Source organism: Thiocapsa marina 5811 (assembly GCF_000223985.1).
Lineage (GTDB): Bacteria > Pseudomonadota > Gammaproteobacteria > Chromatiales > Chromatiaceae > Thiocapsa > Thiocapsa marina.
In genome coordinates this window covers 90,288-106,577 of the sequence record NZ_AFWV01000014.1, presented here as the reverse complement: position 1 = coordinate 106,577, position 16,290 = coordinate 90,288, and the positions used below count along the sequence as shown (strand labels likewise).

8 protein-coding genes and 1 pseudogene are annotated in these 16,290 nt (G+C 63.4%); 8 read left to right on the top strand and 1 reads right to left on the bottom strand.

Annotated features, from left to right (window positions below):
- Positions 1 to 48 precede the first annotated feature (48 nt).
- From pnp to THIMADRAFT_RS28735, 5 genes and pseudogenes are all read left to right on the top strand, one after another.
- A complete protein-coding gene (gene pnp, locus THIMADRAFT_RS19465) occupies positions 49 to 2,148 on the top strand; it encodes a polyribonucleotide nucleotidyltransferase (protein WP_007194812.1) in 2,100 nt (699 codons plus the stop codon).
- Positions 2,149 to 2,624: 476 nt separating this feature from the next.
- Entirely contained in the window at positions 2,625 to 3,398 is a 774-nt protein-coding gene (locus tag THIMADRAFT_RS19460) for a competence/damage-inducible protein A (RefSeq protein ID WP_007194811.1), read from the top strand.
- A 348-nt stretch (positions 3,399 to 3,746) separates the two neighbouring features.
- Complete coding sequence (locus THIMADRAFT_RS19450; protein ID WP_007194810.1) at positions 3,747 to 5,474, top strand: Crp/Fnr family transcriptional regulator; 1,728 nt, start codon at positions 3,747 to 3,749, stop codon at positions 5,472 to 5,474.
- A gap of 512 nt (positions 5,475 to 5,986) precedes the next feature.
- The gene (locus THIMADRAFT_RS28055) at positions 5,987 to 6,358 is read left to right on the top strand and encodes a response regulator (RefSeq protein ID WP_040732639.1); all 372 of its coding nucleotides are present in this window, start codon (positions 5,987 to 5,989) and stop codon (positions 6,356 to 6,358) included.
- Between the two features lie 236 nt (positions 6,359 to 6,594).
- A pseudogene (locus tag THIMADRAFT_RS28735) lies at positions 6,595 to 6,978 on the top strand (IS1595 family transposase); the annotation flags it as partial.
- Positions 6,979 to 7,135: 157 nt separating this feature from the next.
- On the opposite strand, the gene THIMADRAFT_RS27175 reads toward THIMADRAFT_RS28735, so the two are convergent.
- Positions 7,136 to 7,708, bottom strand: coding sequence for a GNAT family N-acetyltransferase (locus tag THIMADRAFT_RS27175; RefSeq protein WP_040732634.1), 573 nt, complete (start codon positions 7,706 to 7,708; stop codon positions 7,136 to 7,138).
- A 219-nt stretch (positions 7,709 to 7,927) separates the two neighbouring features.
- On the opposite strand from THIMADRAFT_RS27175, the gene THIMADRAFT_RS19430 reads away from it, so the two are divergent.
- The 3 genes from THIMADRAFT_RS19430 to THIMADRAFT_RS19420 all read left to right on the top strand — a co-directional run bounded on the left by THIMADRAFT_RS19430 (position 7,928) and on the right by THIMADRAFT_RS19420 (position 16,183).
- Positions 7,928 to 8,635 (top strand): response regulator transcription factor, encoded by a 708-nt coding sequence (locus tag THIMADRAFT_RS19430; protein ID WP_007194805.1) that lies wholly within the window; start codon positions 7,928 to 7,930, stop codon positions 8,633 to 8,635.
- 319 nt (positions 8,636 to 8,954) lie between these two features.
- Entirely contained in the window at positions 8,955 to 10,700 is a 1,746-nt protein-coding gene (locus THIMADRAFT_RS19425; protein WP_007194804.1) for an EAL domain-containing protein, read from the top strand.
- Positions 10,701 to 10,777: 77 nt separating this feature from the next.
- Positions 10,778 to 16,183, top strand: a complete 5,406-nt coding sequence (locus THIMADRAFT_RS19420; RefSeq protein ID WP_007194803.1) for a PAS domain S-box protein — start codon at positions 10,778 to 10,780, stop codon at positions 16,181 to 16,183.
- Positions 16,184 to 16,290: the final 107 nt, after the last annotated feature.

Here is a 16,290-nt window from a genome sequence, read left to right as displayed (position 1 = left end):
GTCCAAGGCCCGGCGCTACGACGGACCACATACCCCGAGGATCTACTTGTGATTCCCAAAGCTATCGTTAAGCAGTTCAAGCTCGGTGACCAGACGGTCACCCTCGAGACCGGCGAGATCGCGCGCCAGGCCGACGGCGCCGTGATGGTCAACGTGGACGATACGGTTGTTCTGGTCACGGTCGTCGTGGACAAGCGCCCCGGCGCGGTGCGCGACTTCCTGCCCTTGACCGTCGATTATCAAGAAAAGACCTATGCCGCCGGACGTATTCCGGGCGGCTTCTTCCGTCGCGAGGGGCGTCCGAGCGAAACCGAGATCCTGACCTCGCGGCTCATCGATCGCCCGATTCGACCCCTGTTCGCGAAGGGTTTCCGGCAAGAGATCCAGGTGATTGCGACGGTCAAGTCGCTGAACCCCGCGGTCAATCCCGAAGTCCCGGCCATGATCGGCGTCTCCGCCGCACTGGCGGTCTCGGGGGTTCCGTTCAACGGACCGATCGGCGCGGTGCGTGTGGGTTACAAGAACGGCGAGTACATCCTCAATCCGGCGGTGGTCGGGGTGGGTCCGGATTCGGATCTCGACCTGATCGTTGCCGGCACCGAAAAGGCGGTCTTGATGGTCGAGTCCGAGGCGCGGGGCCTGTCGGAGGAGGTCATGCTCGGCGCCGTGTTGTTCGGTCATGAGCAGATGAGGCCTGCGATTCAGGCGATCCGCGAGCTTGCGGCCGAGGTGGGCAAACCGCCGATCGCCTGGACCCCGCCGCCGGCCGATACCGATCTGGCCGAGGCCGTCGCGAGCGCCTGCGGCGATCGCATCGCCGAGGCCTATCGCATCAAAGAGAAGCAGGACCGCTATGCAGCGTTGGATGCGGTGCGTGCCTCCGTCGTCGCCGACCTGTGCGGCGGAGACGCACCGGTCTGGACCGAGCAGCAGGTCATGGGCGCGATCGAGAAGTTCGAGAAGACCACCGTACGCGGCTCGATCATCGCCGGCAACCCGCGTATCGACGGCCGCGACAACGTGACCGTGCGTCCCATCACGATCCGCACCGGCGTGCTGCCCCGCACCCACGGCTCGGCGCTCTTTACGCGCGGCGAGACCCAGGCGCTGGTCATCACGACCTTGGGCACCGAGCGTGATTCGCAGATCATCGACGCGCTGGAAGGCGAGCGGCGCGAGCACTTCATGCTCCACTACAACTTCCCGCCCTTCTGCGTGGGCGAGACGGGTCGTGTCGGCTCGCCGAAGCGGCGCGAGGTCGGCCACGGCCGGTTGGCCAAGCGCGGCGTCCTCGCCGTCATGCCGAGCATCGAAGAGTTCCCCTATTCGGTGCGCGTGGTCTCCGAGATCACCGAGTCGAACGGCTCGAGCTCCATGGCCAGCGTCTGCGGCACCAGCTTGTCGCTGATGGACGCCGGCGTGCCGGTCAAGGCGCCGGTGGCCGGCGTGGCGATGGGCCTGATCAAGGAAGGCGATGCCTTCGCCGTGCTCACCGACATCATGGGCGACGAGGATCATCTCGGCGACATGGACTTCAAGGTGGCCGGGACGTCCGAGGGCATCAACGCCCTGCAGATGGATATCAAGATCGAAGGCATTACCGCCGAGATCATGGAGACCGCGCTCGATCAGGCGAAGGCCGGCCGGCTGCATATCCTCGGCGAGATGAACAAGGTCATCGGCGCACACCGCACCGAGATGTCCGAGCATGCCCCGCGCATCATCGAGCTGAAGATCCATCCCGAGAAGATCCGCGACGTCATCGGCAAGGGCGGCTCCGTCATCCGCGCCATCACCGAAGAGACCGGTGCCACCATCGACATCAACGACGAGGGCGTGGTCAAGATCTTCTCGGTCGAGAAGGCCGCGGGCGAGGAAGCCAAGCGGCGGATTCGTCTGATCACGGCCGATGTCGAGGTCGGCAAGATCTATGAAGGTCGTGTCGCACGCCTGATGGATTTCGGCGCCTTCGTCACCATCCTGCCCGGCCGCGATGGTCTGGTGCACATCTCCCAGATCTGCGAGGAGCGCGTTCAGAGCGTGAGCGACAAGCTCTCCGAAGGCGATCAGGTCCGTGTGAAGGTCCTCGAGGTCGACAAGCAAGGCCGCATCCGTCTGAGCATGAAGGCGATCGAGCCCGGCGAGTAACTGCCCGGTCTGATGGCGTATCCAAAAGGGGCCGATGGCCCCTTTTTTGTATCTTCAATAGGCGCCTGTTTTTCGGATTTCACGTCGCTCGGCAACGTGTCGGAAAGAAACCCCGACACGCCCCGACATGCCAGTCGTGCCTTTCGCAGACGATCGGCCGGTAGCGACGCCAACGGTCGCCGCGAAGCGGCGACATCCCCCGGGATAGACGACTTGCAGTCGTCCTCTTCCCTGACCAGACCGAAGTAAGGCACCTCATGGCGCTCGCGCCGGCGTTCGACCCCCGCCCGTCGTGAAAGCGCCTCCCTGGGCCAGCCGACGAGCGTTCAACGCGGTTCGCGAGAGCTTCCCGTTGACCGCAAACCTGCCGGCCGTCGGGACGGCGGAAGAGGACGACTGCAAGTCGTCTATCCCGGGTGGGCGGCGCGAAGTGCTACGATCTGTCGACGAGTCGAGAACACAAAGGCCATCTCCCTATGTCAACGCGTCCGCTCCGCCCACCGATCGCCTTCGGCCTCATCGTGATCGGCGACGAGATCCTCAATGGCTCCCGCGTCGATGCTCATCTGAGCGCCTTCAAGGGGATGGTCGGCGAGCGCGGTCATGAGCTGGCCTGGCACTGGTTGCTCCCGGATGAACCCGAGGTCTTGGTCGCCCATCTGCGCTTTTCGATGGGGCGCCCCGACCCGGTGTTTGTGTGTGGCGGGATCGGCGCGACCCCCGATGATCACACTCGCGCATGCGCCGCGACCGCAGCCGGTCTGGACCTGGTGCGTCATCCCGAAGCCAAAGCGCTGCTCGAGGAGAAGTTCGGATCCGAGGCCTATCCCAACCGCATCCTCATGGCGGATCTCCCCGCAGGCTGCGATCTGATCCCGAATCCGATCAACCGGATCCCCGGCTTTTCGCTGCGCGGACATTGGTTTCTGCCGGGTTTTCCCCAGATGGCCTGGCCGATGGCCGAATGGGTCATGGATGGGTTCTACTGCGTCTCGGCCCGCGTCGAGGAGCGAGCCTTCGAACTCCGCGGCGTTCCGGAGAGTCTCTTGATCCCGTTGATGCGCGATCTCGGCGAGCGGTTTCCGCAGGCCAAGCTCTTCAGCCTGCCTCACATGGGCGATGATGCCTACATTCGATTGGGTTTTCGCGGGCGTAGCGGGCTCGAAGAGGCGATGAGCGCCCTGCGCGAACGGCTCGAACGCGACTCGATTCGTTATCGAGAGGCTGAGTCGGATACCCTGCGTCCTTAACAAAAAGAAACCGCCACGGCGGGTGTGTGGTGCGCCATGGCGGCCAATTGCTTGCTGCCGAACACAAGCCTGAATGCGTGCCGGCTGAGGTAGGGTACCGGGAAACGCTTCGAGGCTTGAGTCTCTATGCTGAGCTTTACCTGCAACGATATGAAGTAAAGATCTGTAAAGGACTCAAGATGCACCGCGCGCAAGGGTTGGCCCTTCACGAATCTTTACTTGTTCCAAAGCCCTTGACGGCCATAAATGGGGCTTAGATCGACTTTGTTGATGGATCTCATGGCCTCCATCCCTGCCCGAGATACAAAGTTTCTCAATCCTATGATGTAGTCACTCAGGAGCCCCATCATGGCAGCACGGACGCCGCACGCGTCGGACGAGCAGTACTCGCCACTCTACTTCCTCGCCGCGCTCGGTGCCGGTGGGTTGGCTGCCAACTTCTATGTCTGGCTCCTGTTCTGGGTACCCCATCCGGATCGACCGGTCCCGGTGTTCGAAGACATCATTGTCGCCGTTACCAATGGGACAACGCCGTTGCAGAGCGCCATCGCAGTCGCCGTTGCCGGCATTGTGATCTTTGCGCTGCTGCACTTGGGGCTGCTGGGCTGGAACCTGGTCCGCTTCGCGCGCTATCGCGGCACCGATGCCGCTCGCCTGCTGCGGACCGGTAACTCCGAAACCCAATTGCTCGCCCTGCCGCTGACCGTGGCCATGACCATCAACGTCGGTTTCGTCCTCGGGATGGTCTTCGTACCCGGCCTTTGGTCGGTGGTCGAATGGCTGTTCCCGGCAGCCATTGCGGCCTTTTTTCTGGTGGGGATCTGGGCGTTGAGCCTGCTCGGGGACTTCTACGGGAGGGTGCTTACGCAGGGCGGTTTCGACTGCATGCGCAATAACAGTTTCGCACAGATGCTCCCGGCCTTCGCGCTGGTGATGGTCGGCGTGGGGCTCAGTGCGCCTGCGGCCATGAGTGTCACACCTTGGATCGCCGGGCTGGGATACGTCCTGTCGACCTTCTTCATTGTCGTCGCTGTCCTCCTCGGTGCCGCAAAAATGGTCCTTGGGCTGCGCTCGATGATGGAGACGGGTGCCAATGCCGAAACCGCTCCAACCCTCTGGATCGGCGTGCCTATCCTCACGGTGTTGACCATCGCGCTCGTGCGCCTCGGGCACGGGGCTGAGGTTCATTTCGACGATCAGGCCACGGCCATTCACCACTTTGATCTCATGTTGGTGCTGCTCAGCGCCCAGATCAGCTTTCTGATGCTCGGTTGGGCGGTCCTGCGACGCCAAGGCTATTTTCGCCGCTATGTCTTCGGACGTGAGATCTCGCCGGGCAGTTGGGTGCTGATCTGTCCCGGCGTTGCGATGGCCGTCATGCTGCACTTTTTCGTTAACCAGGGCCTGGTGAATGTGGGGCTGATCGGGAAGTTCGAGCTTACCTACTGGACCCTTTCAGGCCTAGCGCTTCTGGTGCAGGCGGTCACCATTCTGTTGATGCTGCGCATTGGCTTCAACCAGCGCCGCTCCGCGCGCGGCGACGGAGTCGCTCCGGTGACGGGAGGCGCGCAGTGCAGCGATGAGACGCAAATTGTTCTGGCTACACTCGCGCCCGCTTGGCCGGAGCAACTCAAGACCTCCTTGGCATGGAACGGCAAACGCGTCTCGGTTGCCAACGGGCAGGCACTCTTTCGTCCGGGTGATCTCTGCAGCGGTTTCCTGTTGATCCTGAAAGGACGTCTGCGAGTCGAACATCTTGCGTCGTCGGATCAGCCCCCGATCCCACTCTATACGATCGGCCCTGGTGATAGCTGCGTCGTGACCACGGCCTGCCTCATGAGCGCGACCCGCTATCAGGCCCGGGGCGTCGCGGACGGTGAGGTTGAAGTCTTGATGCTCCCGTCGCAGGCATTCCATCGCCTGATCGCAGAGAACGAGAGTTTCCGCGCCATCGCCTTTGGCGTCTTCGCTGCCAAAGTGAATGCCTTCGTCGATGTCATCGATGAACTGCTGCTGCGTCAGGGGCAACGGTCAACCGCGACGGCATCAAGCGCCGCTCTCGGAGCTCAAGCCTGAATGCGTGCAGGCAGAAGCAGGGTGGCAGGGTGTCGGGAGACGATTCGAGGCTCAAGCCTCTACGCTGGGCTCTACCAGCAACGACAGGACATCAAGCCTTGTAAAGAGCTCAAGGGCTCAAGGGTGCCTTCACGAATCTTTACTTGCCCCAAGGGTCTTGGAGGAGGCTAATGTGGTGAAACCCATGTCGGTTGAATCGTCCTGCCGACCTGTTCCGGCTTAATGCAACCCGATCCATTCCGTTCGGGATAGAGCTTAGGGACAGGCTCCGACGGGGCCTTCTCATCGGAGTCACCATGCATCCCACCGTCCTTGACGACGACACGCGGATCGAAGCGGTATCGGGTTGTTTCCTGCAACCTATCCGAGGAGTCTTGTTCGGTGTATCCGGGACTGCCGAGGAGCAGCGGAGGAACGTCACGCCTTGCTCCGGACCTGTCGATCGGGCCCTGCGCCCGGCAGCAGTCGATCAATCCTCTGGCCGCTATCCTGGTAGCGACGCAGCTCGCATCATGGTCGTCGATGACGACCTGCTTTTGCTGCGTGCCACGTCGCGCCTGGCGATCTCCTGGGGCTATCGCTGCGAAACCTATAGCGAACCTCGCCGCGCGCTCCTCGCTGCCGAGGAAAGTGCGCCTGACCTCTTGATCGTCGATATCTACATGCCGGAGATCGATGGGTTCGAAGTGATCAAACGGATGCGGCGGATGGCTGGCCCAACCAGCATCCTCGCCGTCAGCGGGGACGCGGGCTGCGGGAAGAGGACCCACGTGCTCGACATGAGTCGCGTTATGGGGGCAGATGCCGTTCTTGAGAAACCAATCGGCGCCGGGCTCTTGCGGGCGACCGTCAAGCGCCTGGTCGGTCCCGCGGATCGCGACTGATTCCGGTTCTCCGGCTATCCGATTGCACGCGCGGCCGAGCATCTCCTCTTCTCGGCCCATCCGAAACGATGCATCGCATTCGACCTGACATCGGCTTTGGCCTCCGATCGGGCGGGACCGGTCGGTTGTCGGTCGCTCTAGGCTATTGGGCCCACCGGGTCCAGCCACGGCCATCGCGCGAATCGACGCCGTCTGCGCCGAGGCGATCGCGCCCTTTCTTCACAAATCTTTACCCCTCGCGCGGCGAGGTGGTGGTGCGGATGCTGGAGAATGTCCAACAGAAGACAATCGAACCTATTATCCGCGCCTGCGTAGCCGAGGGGACGCGCTTCTACACCGATGAGTATGATATCTACGCACGCTTGCCGGCATAGGGCTACGAGCACCACAGCGTCTGCCACAGCCGCGGCGAATACGCCCGCGACGAGGATGGTGATGGCTTCCATGAAGTCCACGTCAACACCATCGAGGGCACCTGGTCGTTGTTGCGCTCCTGGCTGCGCCCTCACCGCTGGATCTCCCGGGAACACCTCCCGATGTACCTGAGCTTTTTTCCGTTCGTCCACAACAGTCGTGCGCGCGGGAAGAGGCTCCTCCAGGCACTCTTGTCAGCGCTGGTCGTCGAGCTGTCTGGAATGCATCAAGAGCCAAAATTTATCATTTTAAACTGCGTCTCCGCTAAGGGTCGTGGATGCACCGTAGGGACGACTTAAGTCGCCCCTTGTAGTCGGGCTCGAGCGACGATCGCGCGGGATGGTTTCAGCCGGTTTCGTTCGTTCAGCGCATTCGAAAGGGTATGTTGCTGATATGATCGACCGAGGGACAACGGCGATAGAAATCACGCTGATCGCTTCGGCCGGCGTACACCCAGGCCACCAGTCCGTGCGCGACGGCGAGCTGCACCGCTTCCTCGATCAAGGCCTGTCCCAACCCGTAGTGTCGCCAACCAGGCGCGACGAAGACGCTCAAATGCGCATTGCGAGGTCGCTCGCAAAAGGGTTTGAACCAACGCACCAAGCTCCAGCCGAGGATCTCGGATTCCGAGCGCGCCAAGAAGCACAGCGCCTGCTTCGGATGCTCGCGAAGAACGGCAAGCATGTGGGAGTCCCCGGTGCCGTCGGTTAAAATGCGCAGGCGATTACGTTCCGATGACGTCAGTGCCGACAAGGGCTTCTCCTCGATCCGGACATCGTGTGTCGCAGGGGATTCTCCCGACGGGACGGCCGAGCCATCCGAGCTTGCGAAGCCGAAGGGTTCCGGATCGACGCAGGCGACACAGCCCTCGTAGTCTTGATGATCGCCCTGTTTTCCGCCGGACGAGACAGGGCCCCTCTCGACGGGGCATGGCATCGGTTTCGGGGACGGGGAGTCCTCCGATGCAACGCCGGCGACGGGTTCCCGAGGAGGATCTAGGTTTTCGAGTGATTTCGATGTTTGTTGCATCCAAAATCCTTAGCGAAGACACGGTTTAGAATGATATATTTTTAAGGTCTTAAACCGCGCCGACTTCAACGGCCGTCAAGTCTGCCGGGGCCGATCCTATCAAAAACATCGCATTCCAGGCGTTGCGTGGTTAAGGGAGAGACGAGTATTCCTGCCACCATTATCGTCGTCGAAGACGACCCGCGCATGGGTCATGTCCTTGCGCGTCATCTGACGCGAGCGGGTTACGCGGTGTCGAGCGCCGCCAACGGATCCGAGATGCGTCGCCTCTATCGTCACGATGGCGCGGATCTTGTGCTTCTGGACCTTAATCTGGGTGCGGAGGACGGCATGGATCTGGCGCGCGAGCTTGTCGGTTCCACCCCCGCGGCCGTCATGATCGTGACCGGACGCGATGACATCCAGGATCGCATCGACGGATTGGATGCCGGTGCAGACGATTACATCACCAAACCCTTCGAGATCGAGGAGCTGCTCGCACGCATCCGAGCTGTCCTCAGACGACATGCGTTCGAGGCGAGCGTTCACGACGCGATCCAACTGGGCACGTTGACGCTCGACCCGAGCGCCATGAGCCTGAGCGACACCTCCAGCGGGGCCTCCCTGCGCTTGACCGAGACGGAATCCCGCATCCTCGCGACCTTGATGCGTCAGCACGGACGGGCCGTGAGCCGCGCACAGTTGCTGAACCGCGAGCCCTTGGCCCCGGAAGACCGCACGGTCGATGTTCACATCGGCAACATTCGGCGCAAGCTGCGTGACGGCGGCATCCACACGCTCGTGATCTGGCCGGTGCGAGGCCACGGCTACCGCCTGAGGCTCGAGAGCAAATGACCGATTCCGATGCCCCAACGGGGCTCGCCATGCGAGCCCGGGCCGACGCCCCGGGATTAAGGATCCCCATCCAGCTTAAGCCCTGAAGCGGCGGCCGAACGCTTTGATGTGCCTTTGATGTGTCGATCTCAGGTGCATACCGCGCCGGGCGCGGTTTAATCAGGTAAGTCCTTCATAAATCTTTACTTGCAGCAATCGAGTTTGGCTTGGCCTAATGCGTTATTGTCTCGAAGCGCCTTGACTCCGCCGGGTGAACCGCCATCGCTCGAGGGCAGGCGAGCAGTCGGGATCGACGTCTTGTCCCGAAAGGAGAGTCAACATGCGACTGATGTGTCTTGATGACGATCCTCGAATCGAGGCCGTTCTGGGGCGTTTCCTGAAGCGGTTCGGGCATGCCGTGGATTTCCATGTATCGATCGCTTCCTTCAAGGCCGCGCTTGAGTCCGATCTTCCCGAGCTTGTCCTCCTCGATCTCGGTCTGGGGCGGGAGAACGGCATCGATGTCATCCACTGGCTGGCCGAGACCCATCCCGGGATTCCCGTCGTTCTCCTTTCGGGGCATGGCGACGATCTTCTCGATACCGCGCGACGCATCGCCCGCTCGACCGGAATCGAGGTCCTCGGGGCGGTATCCAAGTCCCGGATGGTGAAGGATCTTCCCGCAATCCTGGAGAGGGGCGTCAAGGCGGCAGCGCAAAGACCGCACCAAGACCCGCAAGCCGGGGCCGGCATCACTCGGCAGGATCTGGAATGGCAGATCCGGAGCGGCGGTATCGTCGCGTATTTTCAACCCATCGTCTCGCCGGCCGACGGGCGGTTGAGGGGCGCGGAGGTGCTGGCGCGCCTGCGGCTGCCGAGCGGACAGATCCTCGGTGCCGGGGAGTTCATTCCGCTCGCCGAATCGAGCGGGCTCATCTACGAGGTCACCGAGACCCTGTTCGAGCGTCTGATCGAGTCGCGCGAGACGCTTGCCGCGTCGGGTCTGACCTTCATCGCGGTCAACCTCTCGCCGCTGATCCTGCAGCAGGAACGGGCCTTGGTCTTGGTGCGCCGCTTGGTCGACGGGCTCGGGGGAATCTGCGCCGTCAAGATCGAGATGACCGAGAGCGCTGCCAGCGCTTATCCCGACATCTTGCGCAGCGTGGCGGCTCAGATCCATCTGATGGGCGTGTCGTTGGCGATCGACGATTTCGGGATCGGCTATTCCTCGATGCGGGCGGTCGCCGAGCTCCCGTTCGACACGCTGAAGATCGATCTGTCGTTCGTCTCGGAGATGTTCGATTCACCGAAAGCGCTGAAGTTGTTGCGCGCCATGATCAGCTTCGGTCAGACGCTGGAGCTGCAGGTGGTTGCCGAAGGGGTGGAGACGGAGGCGCAGCGCCGATTGTTGATCGAAGCAGGCGTCGATTTCGCGCAAGGCTATCTGTTCGGAAAGCCCATGACAGCGGAGTTGCTGGCGAGCAACTTCTCCGTGCCGAAGACGGATGCCAATTCCGAACCCGGGTCTAAACCTGACCGGGACCCGGAGCCGGAGGCGGAGCCTTCGCGTGCGCCGGACGAGCCGACCGGGCGCATCATCGGGGGCGAGATCGGGCGAACCATCATGGTCGTCGATGACGACCAACGCATGCTGCATGCCATCGCACGCATGGTGACGGCCTGGGGTTACCGCTGCGAGACCTTCACGGATGCACGCACCGCATTGCAGGTCTGCGAAGAAACTGCCCCCGCAGTTCTGATTGTCGATATTTACATGCCGGAGCTCGACGGGTTCGAGGTGATCAAGCGGATGCGCCAAATCGCGCCATCCACCCGAATCATTGCCGTGAGCGGTGATGTGGTCCGCGGGCACCACACCAACGTCCTGGATATGTGCCGAGTCTTGGGTGCGGATGCAATTCTGCAGAAGCCGATTGCCCCGGAACGCCTCGAAGCGACGCTCGAGCGTTTGATCGGCGGACCGGATCAGAGCGCGTCGGGCGGTGCGCCCGTCGCGTCGGGGCGCTCGCCGGGTCCGCGGCGGGTCGAAGATCCGCAGAGCGATGACCGCGCCGAGGTCTCGTAGCGCCAGGCGGCTCGGTCCGGCCTTCAAGGGCAGGGAGCCGCCGGGACGCGTTTGGATACAAATGCGGAGCGACAGGAGTGAAACAGCAGTCCAGCCACGCCGACCCGGCTAGCCCCGGCGCGGCCATGAGTCCGATCTACACCGTGGCCCTCACGGTCCTGCTGGCCGTGCTCGCTGTGGTCGGCAACCATTTCAATCTTTCGCTCTTCTTCGGCCTACAGATCATCTTCGGATCCGTGGCCGTGCTCTTGGCCATTGTCTGGCTCGGGACCCGTGCCGGCCTGATCGTCGCAGCCGCCTCGGGGGCCTACACCTATCTTCTGTGGGATCATCCCTTCGCGCTGTTGATTTTTTTGGCCGAGGCGGCCTTTGTGGGCTGGCATCGGGATCACGCGCGACGACGCGGCCGCGAGGTGCCGATGCTCGGTCTCTCGGTGGTGCTCTATTGGGCTTTGCTCGGCGTCCCCCTGGTTCTGCTCTTCTATCGTCTGGTCATGGGGATGGTCTGGCACCAGACCCTGGTGGTCGCGGTCAAGCAGTCCCTGAACGGTATCCTGAACGCGGCCTTGGCGGGGCTGGTGGTCATGGCCGTGGCCGCCGCGAGAGGTCGCCCGGGCAGCCTCTCGACACGAGAGGTGTTGTTCACGCTCTTCCTCTCGGGGTTTCTGCTGCCGTCGATCTTCCTTGTTGCCTGGGAGAATCGCGATCTCAAGGGCCGCTTGGAGCAGGATCTCGCCGATCGCCTGAGGATTTTCGGTGTGCTCGCCATTCACGATCTCGGCCCGGCCCCACCCGCAACTACGAGTGAAGCGGCCCGAATCCTGAGCCATGTACAGGAGCTGACCCGGCTCTTCGGCAACACACTGCCCGATTCCGCCAAGCTCGAGGTCCGTCCGATCGGGCTGTTCGGGGGCATCGGGCCTACCGCGGGTGCGCCGCATACGCGCGTCGTCCGAACCGCGGTCGAGGGTCTGATGATCCTCGTGCCGGAGGATTGGCATCCCTCGCGGATGGCGCTCTGGCGGCAGGCGCGCTATCGCATGACCCTGCCGCTTGCAGACCCGACAGTGGGCGCGGGTCTGTCGATCGAGCTCAGTGCGGCCCCGCTGGTCGACGAGCTGCAGCGCAGGGTGCTGCGTCTGCTGACGCTTCTGCTGGCGATCGCCGGGATCGCGATCCTGCTGGCGGACCGATTCGCCGTGCTGCTGGTGCGTCCGTTGAAACAGCTCGTGCAGACCGCTGTCGAGGTGCCCGCTCGGGTCGTCGCGGGCGAGACCCTGCCCATCCCGTCGGCCGGGCTCTTGGCCGAAGGACGGGCACTGACCGACGCCTTCGGGGCCATGGCCAACCGCCTCGCCGCGAGCTTCGCACGGTTGGCCGAGAGCGAGGCGTCGCTGCGCGAGGCGCAGGCAACCGCGCATCTCGGCAGTTGGAACTTCGATTACGTCAGTGGCCGGCTCGCCTGGTCCGACGAGGGGTTTCGACTGCTCGGGTATGCGCCCGACGCCGTCACGCCGAGCCTGGAGGCGTTTTACGCGGTCGTGCCCGAGGAGGATGGCGTGCGCGTGCGGGCGGCAATGGAGGCCGTCCTCACCCGCCCCGATGGTCTTTTTGCCGTGGAGCATCGGGTGCAGGGTGTCGACGGCGTGCAGCGGATTCTCCGCGCGGAAGGTCGAGCGCATTTCGCCGATGACGGAACACCGTTGCGTTTCTCCGGAACTGCCCTCGATATCACCTCGCAGCGCGCGGTCGAGGATACCTTGCGGGCGCAGGAGGAGCGTTATCGTCTGGTCGTGGAGAACATCGAAGATCTGGTGGTCCGCACCGATGCCCAAGGCCGATTCCAGTATGTCAGCCCCTCCTATTGCAGGCTCTTCGGTCGCGACGAGGCCGAGCTGATCGGCCATCATTTCATGCCGCGTGTCCACCCGGACGACCGAGAACGCACGGCGGAGGCCATGCGTGCGCTGCAGAACCCGCCGTACACCTGTCGGATCGAGCAGCGCGCCGAAACGGTGCTGGGTTGGCGGTGTTTGCAGTGGTTCGACCGCGCCGTGCTCGACATGGAGGGCCGCGTCGACACGATCGTCGGGATCGGGCGAGACATCACCGAGCGCAAGGCCGCCGAGTCGGCGCTGGCGGAGGAGCGTCGCCGTCTCGCCGACATCATCGCCGGGACACAGGTCGGGACCTGGGAGTGGGATCTCGTCACCAATGCATTGACGGTGAATCCGCGCTGGGCCGAGATGATCGGCCGCCGCCTCGAGGATCTCGAGCCGACCACGATCGAGACCTGGCAGATGTTCTGTCATCCCGAGGATCTCGCGAGGTCCGAGAGCGCGGTCGCGCGGCATCTCCGCGGCGAGACCGACCAATACCGTTGCGATCTGCGGATGTTGCACGACGACGGCCGTTGGATCTGGGTGCATGATCAGGGGCGCGTCTCGGCGCGCGATGCGCAAGGTCGGCCGCTGCGTATGGCCGGAATCCATGAGGATATTACCGTCCGCCAAGAGGCCGAGCTCGAGCTGATGCGGCGCGAGTCCCTCGAGCGCGAGCTGCTCGGGCTGGCCTCGGCCTTCGTCGCAGTCTTTGATGAGCATCTCGACCCCCTGGTCAACCGAACCCTCGAGCGGCTCGGCGGCTTCACCGAGTCGGATCGGGCCTATGTGTTCCGGTTCGATCGCGCTGCCGACACCATGAGCAACAGCCATGAGTGGGTCGCCCCGGGGATCGAGCCGATGATCGGGCATCTGCAGCAGATGCCGATCGAGCGCTTTTCCGCCTCGATGCAGCTTCTCGAGTCCGGACAGGCCGTTGTCGTCCCGCGTGTGGCGGAGCTCCCGGAGGCCTGGGCCATGGAGCGCGAGGTCCTGCAGTTCAAAGCGATCCTGTCGGTCGTGCTGGTGCCCCTGCTGCAGGATGAGCACCTGATCGGTTTCGTCGGTTTCGATGCGGTGCAGGCGCCGCGGGACTGGTCGGAGGCGGAGGTCCGCTTCCTGCGGGTCTTTGCCAGCATCCTGGTGAGCGCGTTCGAGCGCGCCCGTATCTACTCGGAGCTTCGCGACAGCAACCGGCGCTATGACCAGCTCGCGGTGCAGAGCCGGATCGTCAACTGGGAGGTCGACGCCGAAGGTCTCTTCACCTATCTCAGTCCGGCGGCCGAGGCCGTTACCGGCTACCGCCGCGAGGAGCTGGTCGGTCGAAAGCACTTTTTCGATCTAACGCCCGAATCGATGCGATCCCGCGTGAAGTCCGAGGCATTGCAGCTCTTCGGGCGCCGGGATCGCCTGAGCGACTACAGCAATCCCCTCCGTTGCGCCGACGGCTCGACGATCTGGGTGCTGACCAACGGTGCCCCGGTCGTCGCCGAGGACGGCACGTTGCTCGGATACCGTGGTACCGACATCGATATCACCGCTCGGTATCGGGCACAGGAGCGGCTCAAGGAAAGCGAGGCCCGTCTGAGCGCGGTGTTCGAGAATGCGCCCATCGGGATCGCGATCGCGGGTCCCGACGGGCGAGTGAGTCTGGCCAACCGCGTGCTCGGCGAGTTTCTCGGCTATTCGCCGCAGGATCTGCTCGGGATGCACTTCGACGAGTTCACCTGCCCGGACGATCTGATGACGGAGCTTGACTTGTTTCGGGAGCTTGTGGCGGGAAAGCGCAGCCTCTACCGAATGACCAAGCGCTATCTCAAGGCCGACGGGACGATTGTGTGGGGTGATCTGCGGGTCGTCTTGCTGCCCGGCCTGGTCGATGATCGGCCCATGGCGCTCGGGATGGTCGAAGACATCACCGAGATTCAGGCCGCGACCGAGCGCAAGCGCGAGCTCGAGGCCACGCTGATGCACTACACCAAGAACCTGGAATCGCTGGTTGATCTGGCCAGCCAGGCCTTGCCGGCGACCGAGGAGCTTCGCGCCATCCTGCAGTTGGGGTGCGAGGGGCTGGGCATGGATGCCGCCGACGTCGGAGCGATCGGATCGGACCGAACCTATCGCGCGCTCGCACGTTATCCGGACGCCGATGGAGCGCAAGGCCGGTCTATCCCCGAGGCCTGCGTCGGGCTGGACGCGGACGCGCACGAGCCCGGTATCCCGCACATCTTGGTCGGCTCGCAGCTGCCGGATGGGGCTCGGCAGGCAGGCTACGTCTCCTGTCTGCACATGGCGTTGCAGTGGACCGGACCCGGCAGTCGGGTCAGTGCCCTAGTGATCAGGTTTTGGGGACGCGCCGACATTGACGCGTTGTCGGGTCCGAACCGAGAGCTGGTTCGGCTGATCGGCCAGCGCATCGCCGCTCAGCAGCACGAAGAGCAGCTTCAGGCCGCACTGATCGGCGCGAAGGAGCGCGAGACAATCGGTCATCTGGCGAGCGGCGTGGCGCACGATTTCAATAATCTGCTCGGGGTGATCGACGCCAACCTCTATTATCTGGAAGCCATCCTGAGCGGCGAGCAGGGCGATCCCGAGGTGGCTCAGGTTATCGAAGAGACCCAGAGTGCGCTCGGTCAAGCGAAGGTCGTCACCTCGGGCATGCTCTCGCTCAGTCGCGCAGGCGGCATCGTGCCGAAGAGCGTGGAGCTCGAGAAGACGATTCGCGAGCTGGTGACGATCCTGAGACAGATCCTCCCGGCCAAGATCAACCTCACGCTGGATCTCGAACCCGGACTCGCGGCCATGAGCAATTCCGCGTTCCTCCAAGCCGCGTTGCTGAACCTCGTCCTGAACGCGCGTGATGCGATGCCCGATGGCGGGGATCTGCTGATCGCCGCACAGACCGCCGTGTGGGACGCCCCCGTCCCGCTGGCGGTCGGTCAAGTCGATCCGGGCGAGTACGTCCAGATCCGCGTTGTCGATACCGGGTGCGGGATGCCAGACGAGGTCGTCGACAGGCTCTTCGAGCCGCTGTTCTCGACCAAGGCCAAACAACGCGGGCATGGGCTCGGCATGTTCATGGTGCAGGAGTTCGTCACGCGCTCCGGTGCGGGTCTGGCCGTCTCCTCGCAGGTCGGTCGGGGCACCGAGTTCCGTCTCCTGATGCCGCTCGCCCCCCGAGTATCCTCGCTGCTCGACGCCCCGGGGTCATCACGCGAGGATCCGCCCAAGCCTCTGCTGCGGATCCTCGTCGTCGACGATGACCCGCGTGTCAGGGACTCGGTCGGGCGATTGCTGATGTTGGACGGCATGCTGATCTCGTTCGCCGAGAATGGCCAAGACGCCCTCGATCTCTTGGGACGCGACGCCGACTTCGACCTGGTGTTGTCGGATCTGGCGATGCCCGTCCTCGACGGCGCTGCCCTGTGCGCCGCGCTGGCGCAAGCGTTTCCGGATCTGAAGGTGATCCTGATGACCGGCCAAGCCCCGTCGGCCTTCTCGCTCGAGGCCTTGCCGGACGCGCCGTTGGTGCTGCGCAAACCCATCGATCACGGTGCTCTTAGAGCCGCGATCGCGGAATCCTTTGTCGGACCCCGAGACTGACGAAGATCATCGCCCGATGTTCATCGCGTCATCCGAGAACGTCATGCCGATTCACATTTCTTTACTGTATGACTGAAGCCCGTTCGCTTAATCTCCTTGGCGATCCC

Excerpts from the sequence above, each read along its gene's own strand:
- THIMADRAFT_RS19460 (WP_007194811.1), top strand. The coding sequence starts at position 2,625 with ATGTCAACGCGTCCGCTCCGCCCACCGATCGCCTTCGGCCTCATCGTG.
- THIMADRAFT_RS27175 (WP_040732634.1), bottom strand. The coding sequence starts at position 7,708 with ATGCCATGCCCCGTCGAGAGGGGCCCTGTCTCGTCCGGCGGAAAACAG.
- THIMADRAFT_RS19450 (WP_007194810.1), top strand. The coding sequence starts at position 3,747 with ATGGCAGCACGGACGCCGCACGCGTCGGACGAGCAGTACTCGCCACTC.
- THIMADRAFT_RS28055 (WP_040732639.1), top strand. The coding sequence starts at position 5,987 with ATGGTCGTCGATGACGACCTGCTTTTGCTGCGTGCCACGTCGCGCCTG.
- THIMADRAFT_RS19425 (WP_007194804.1), top strand. The coding sequence starts at position 8,955 with ATGCGACTGATGTGTCTTGATGACGATCCTCGAATCGAGGCCGTTCTG.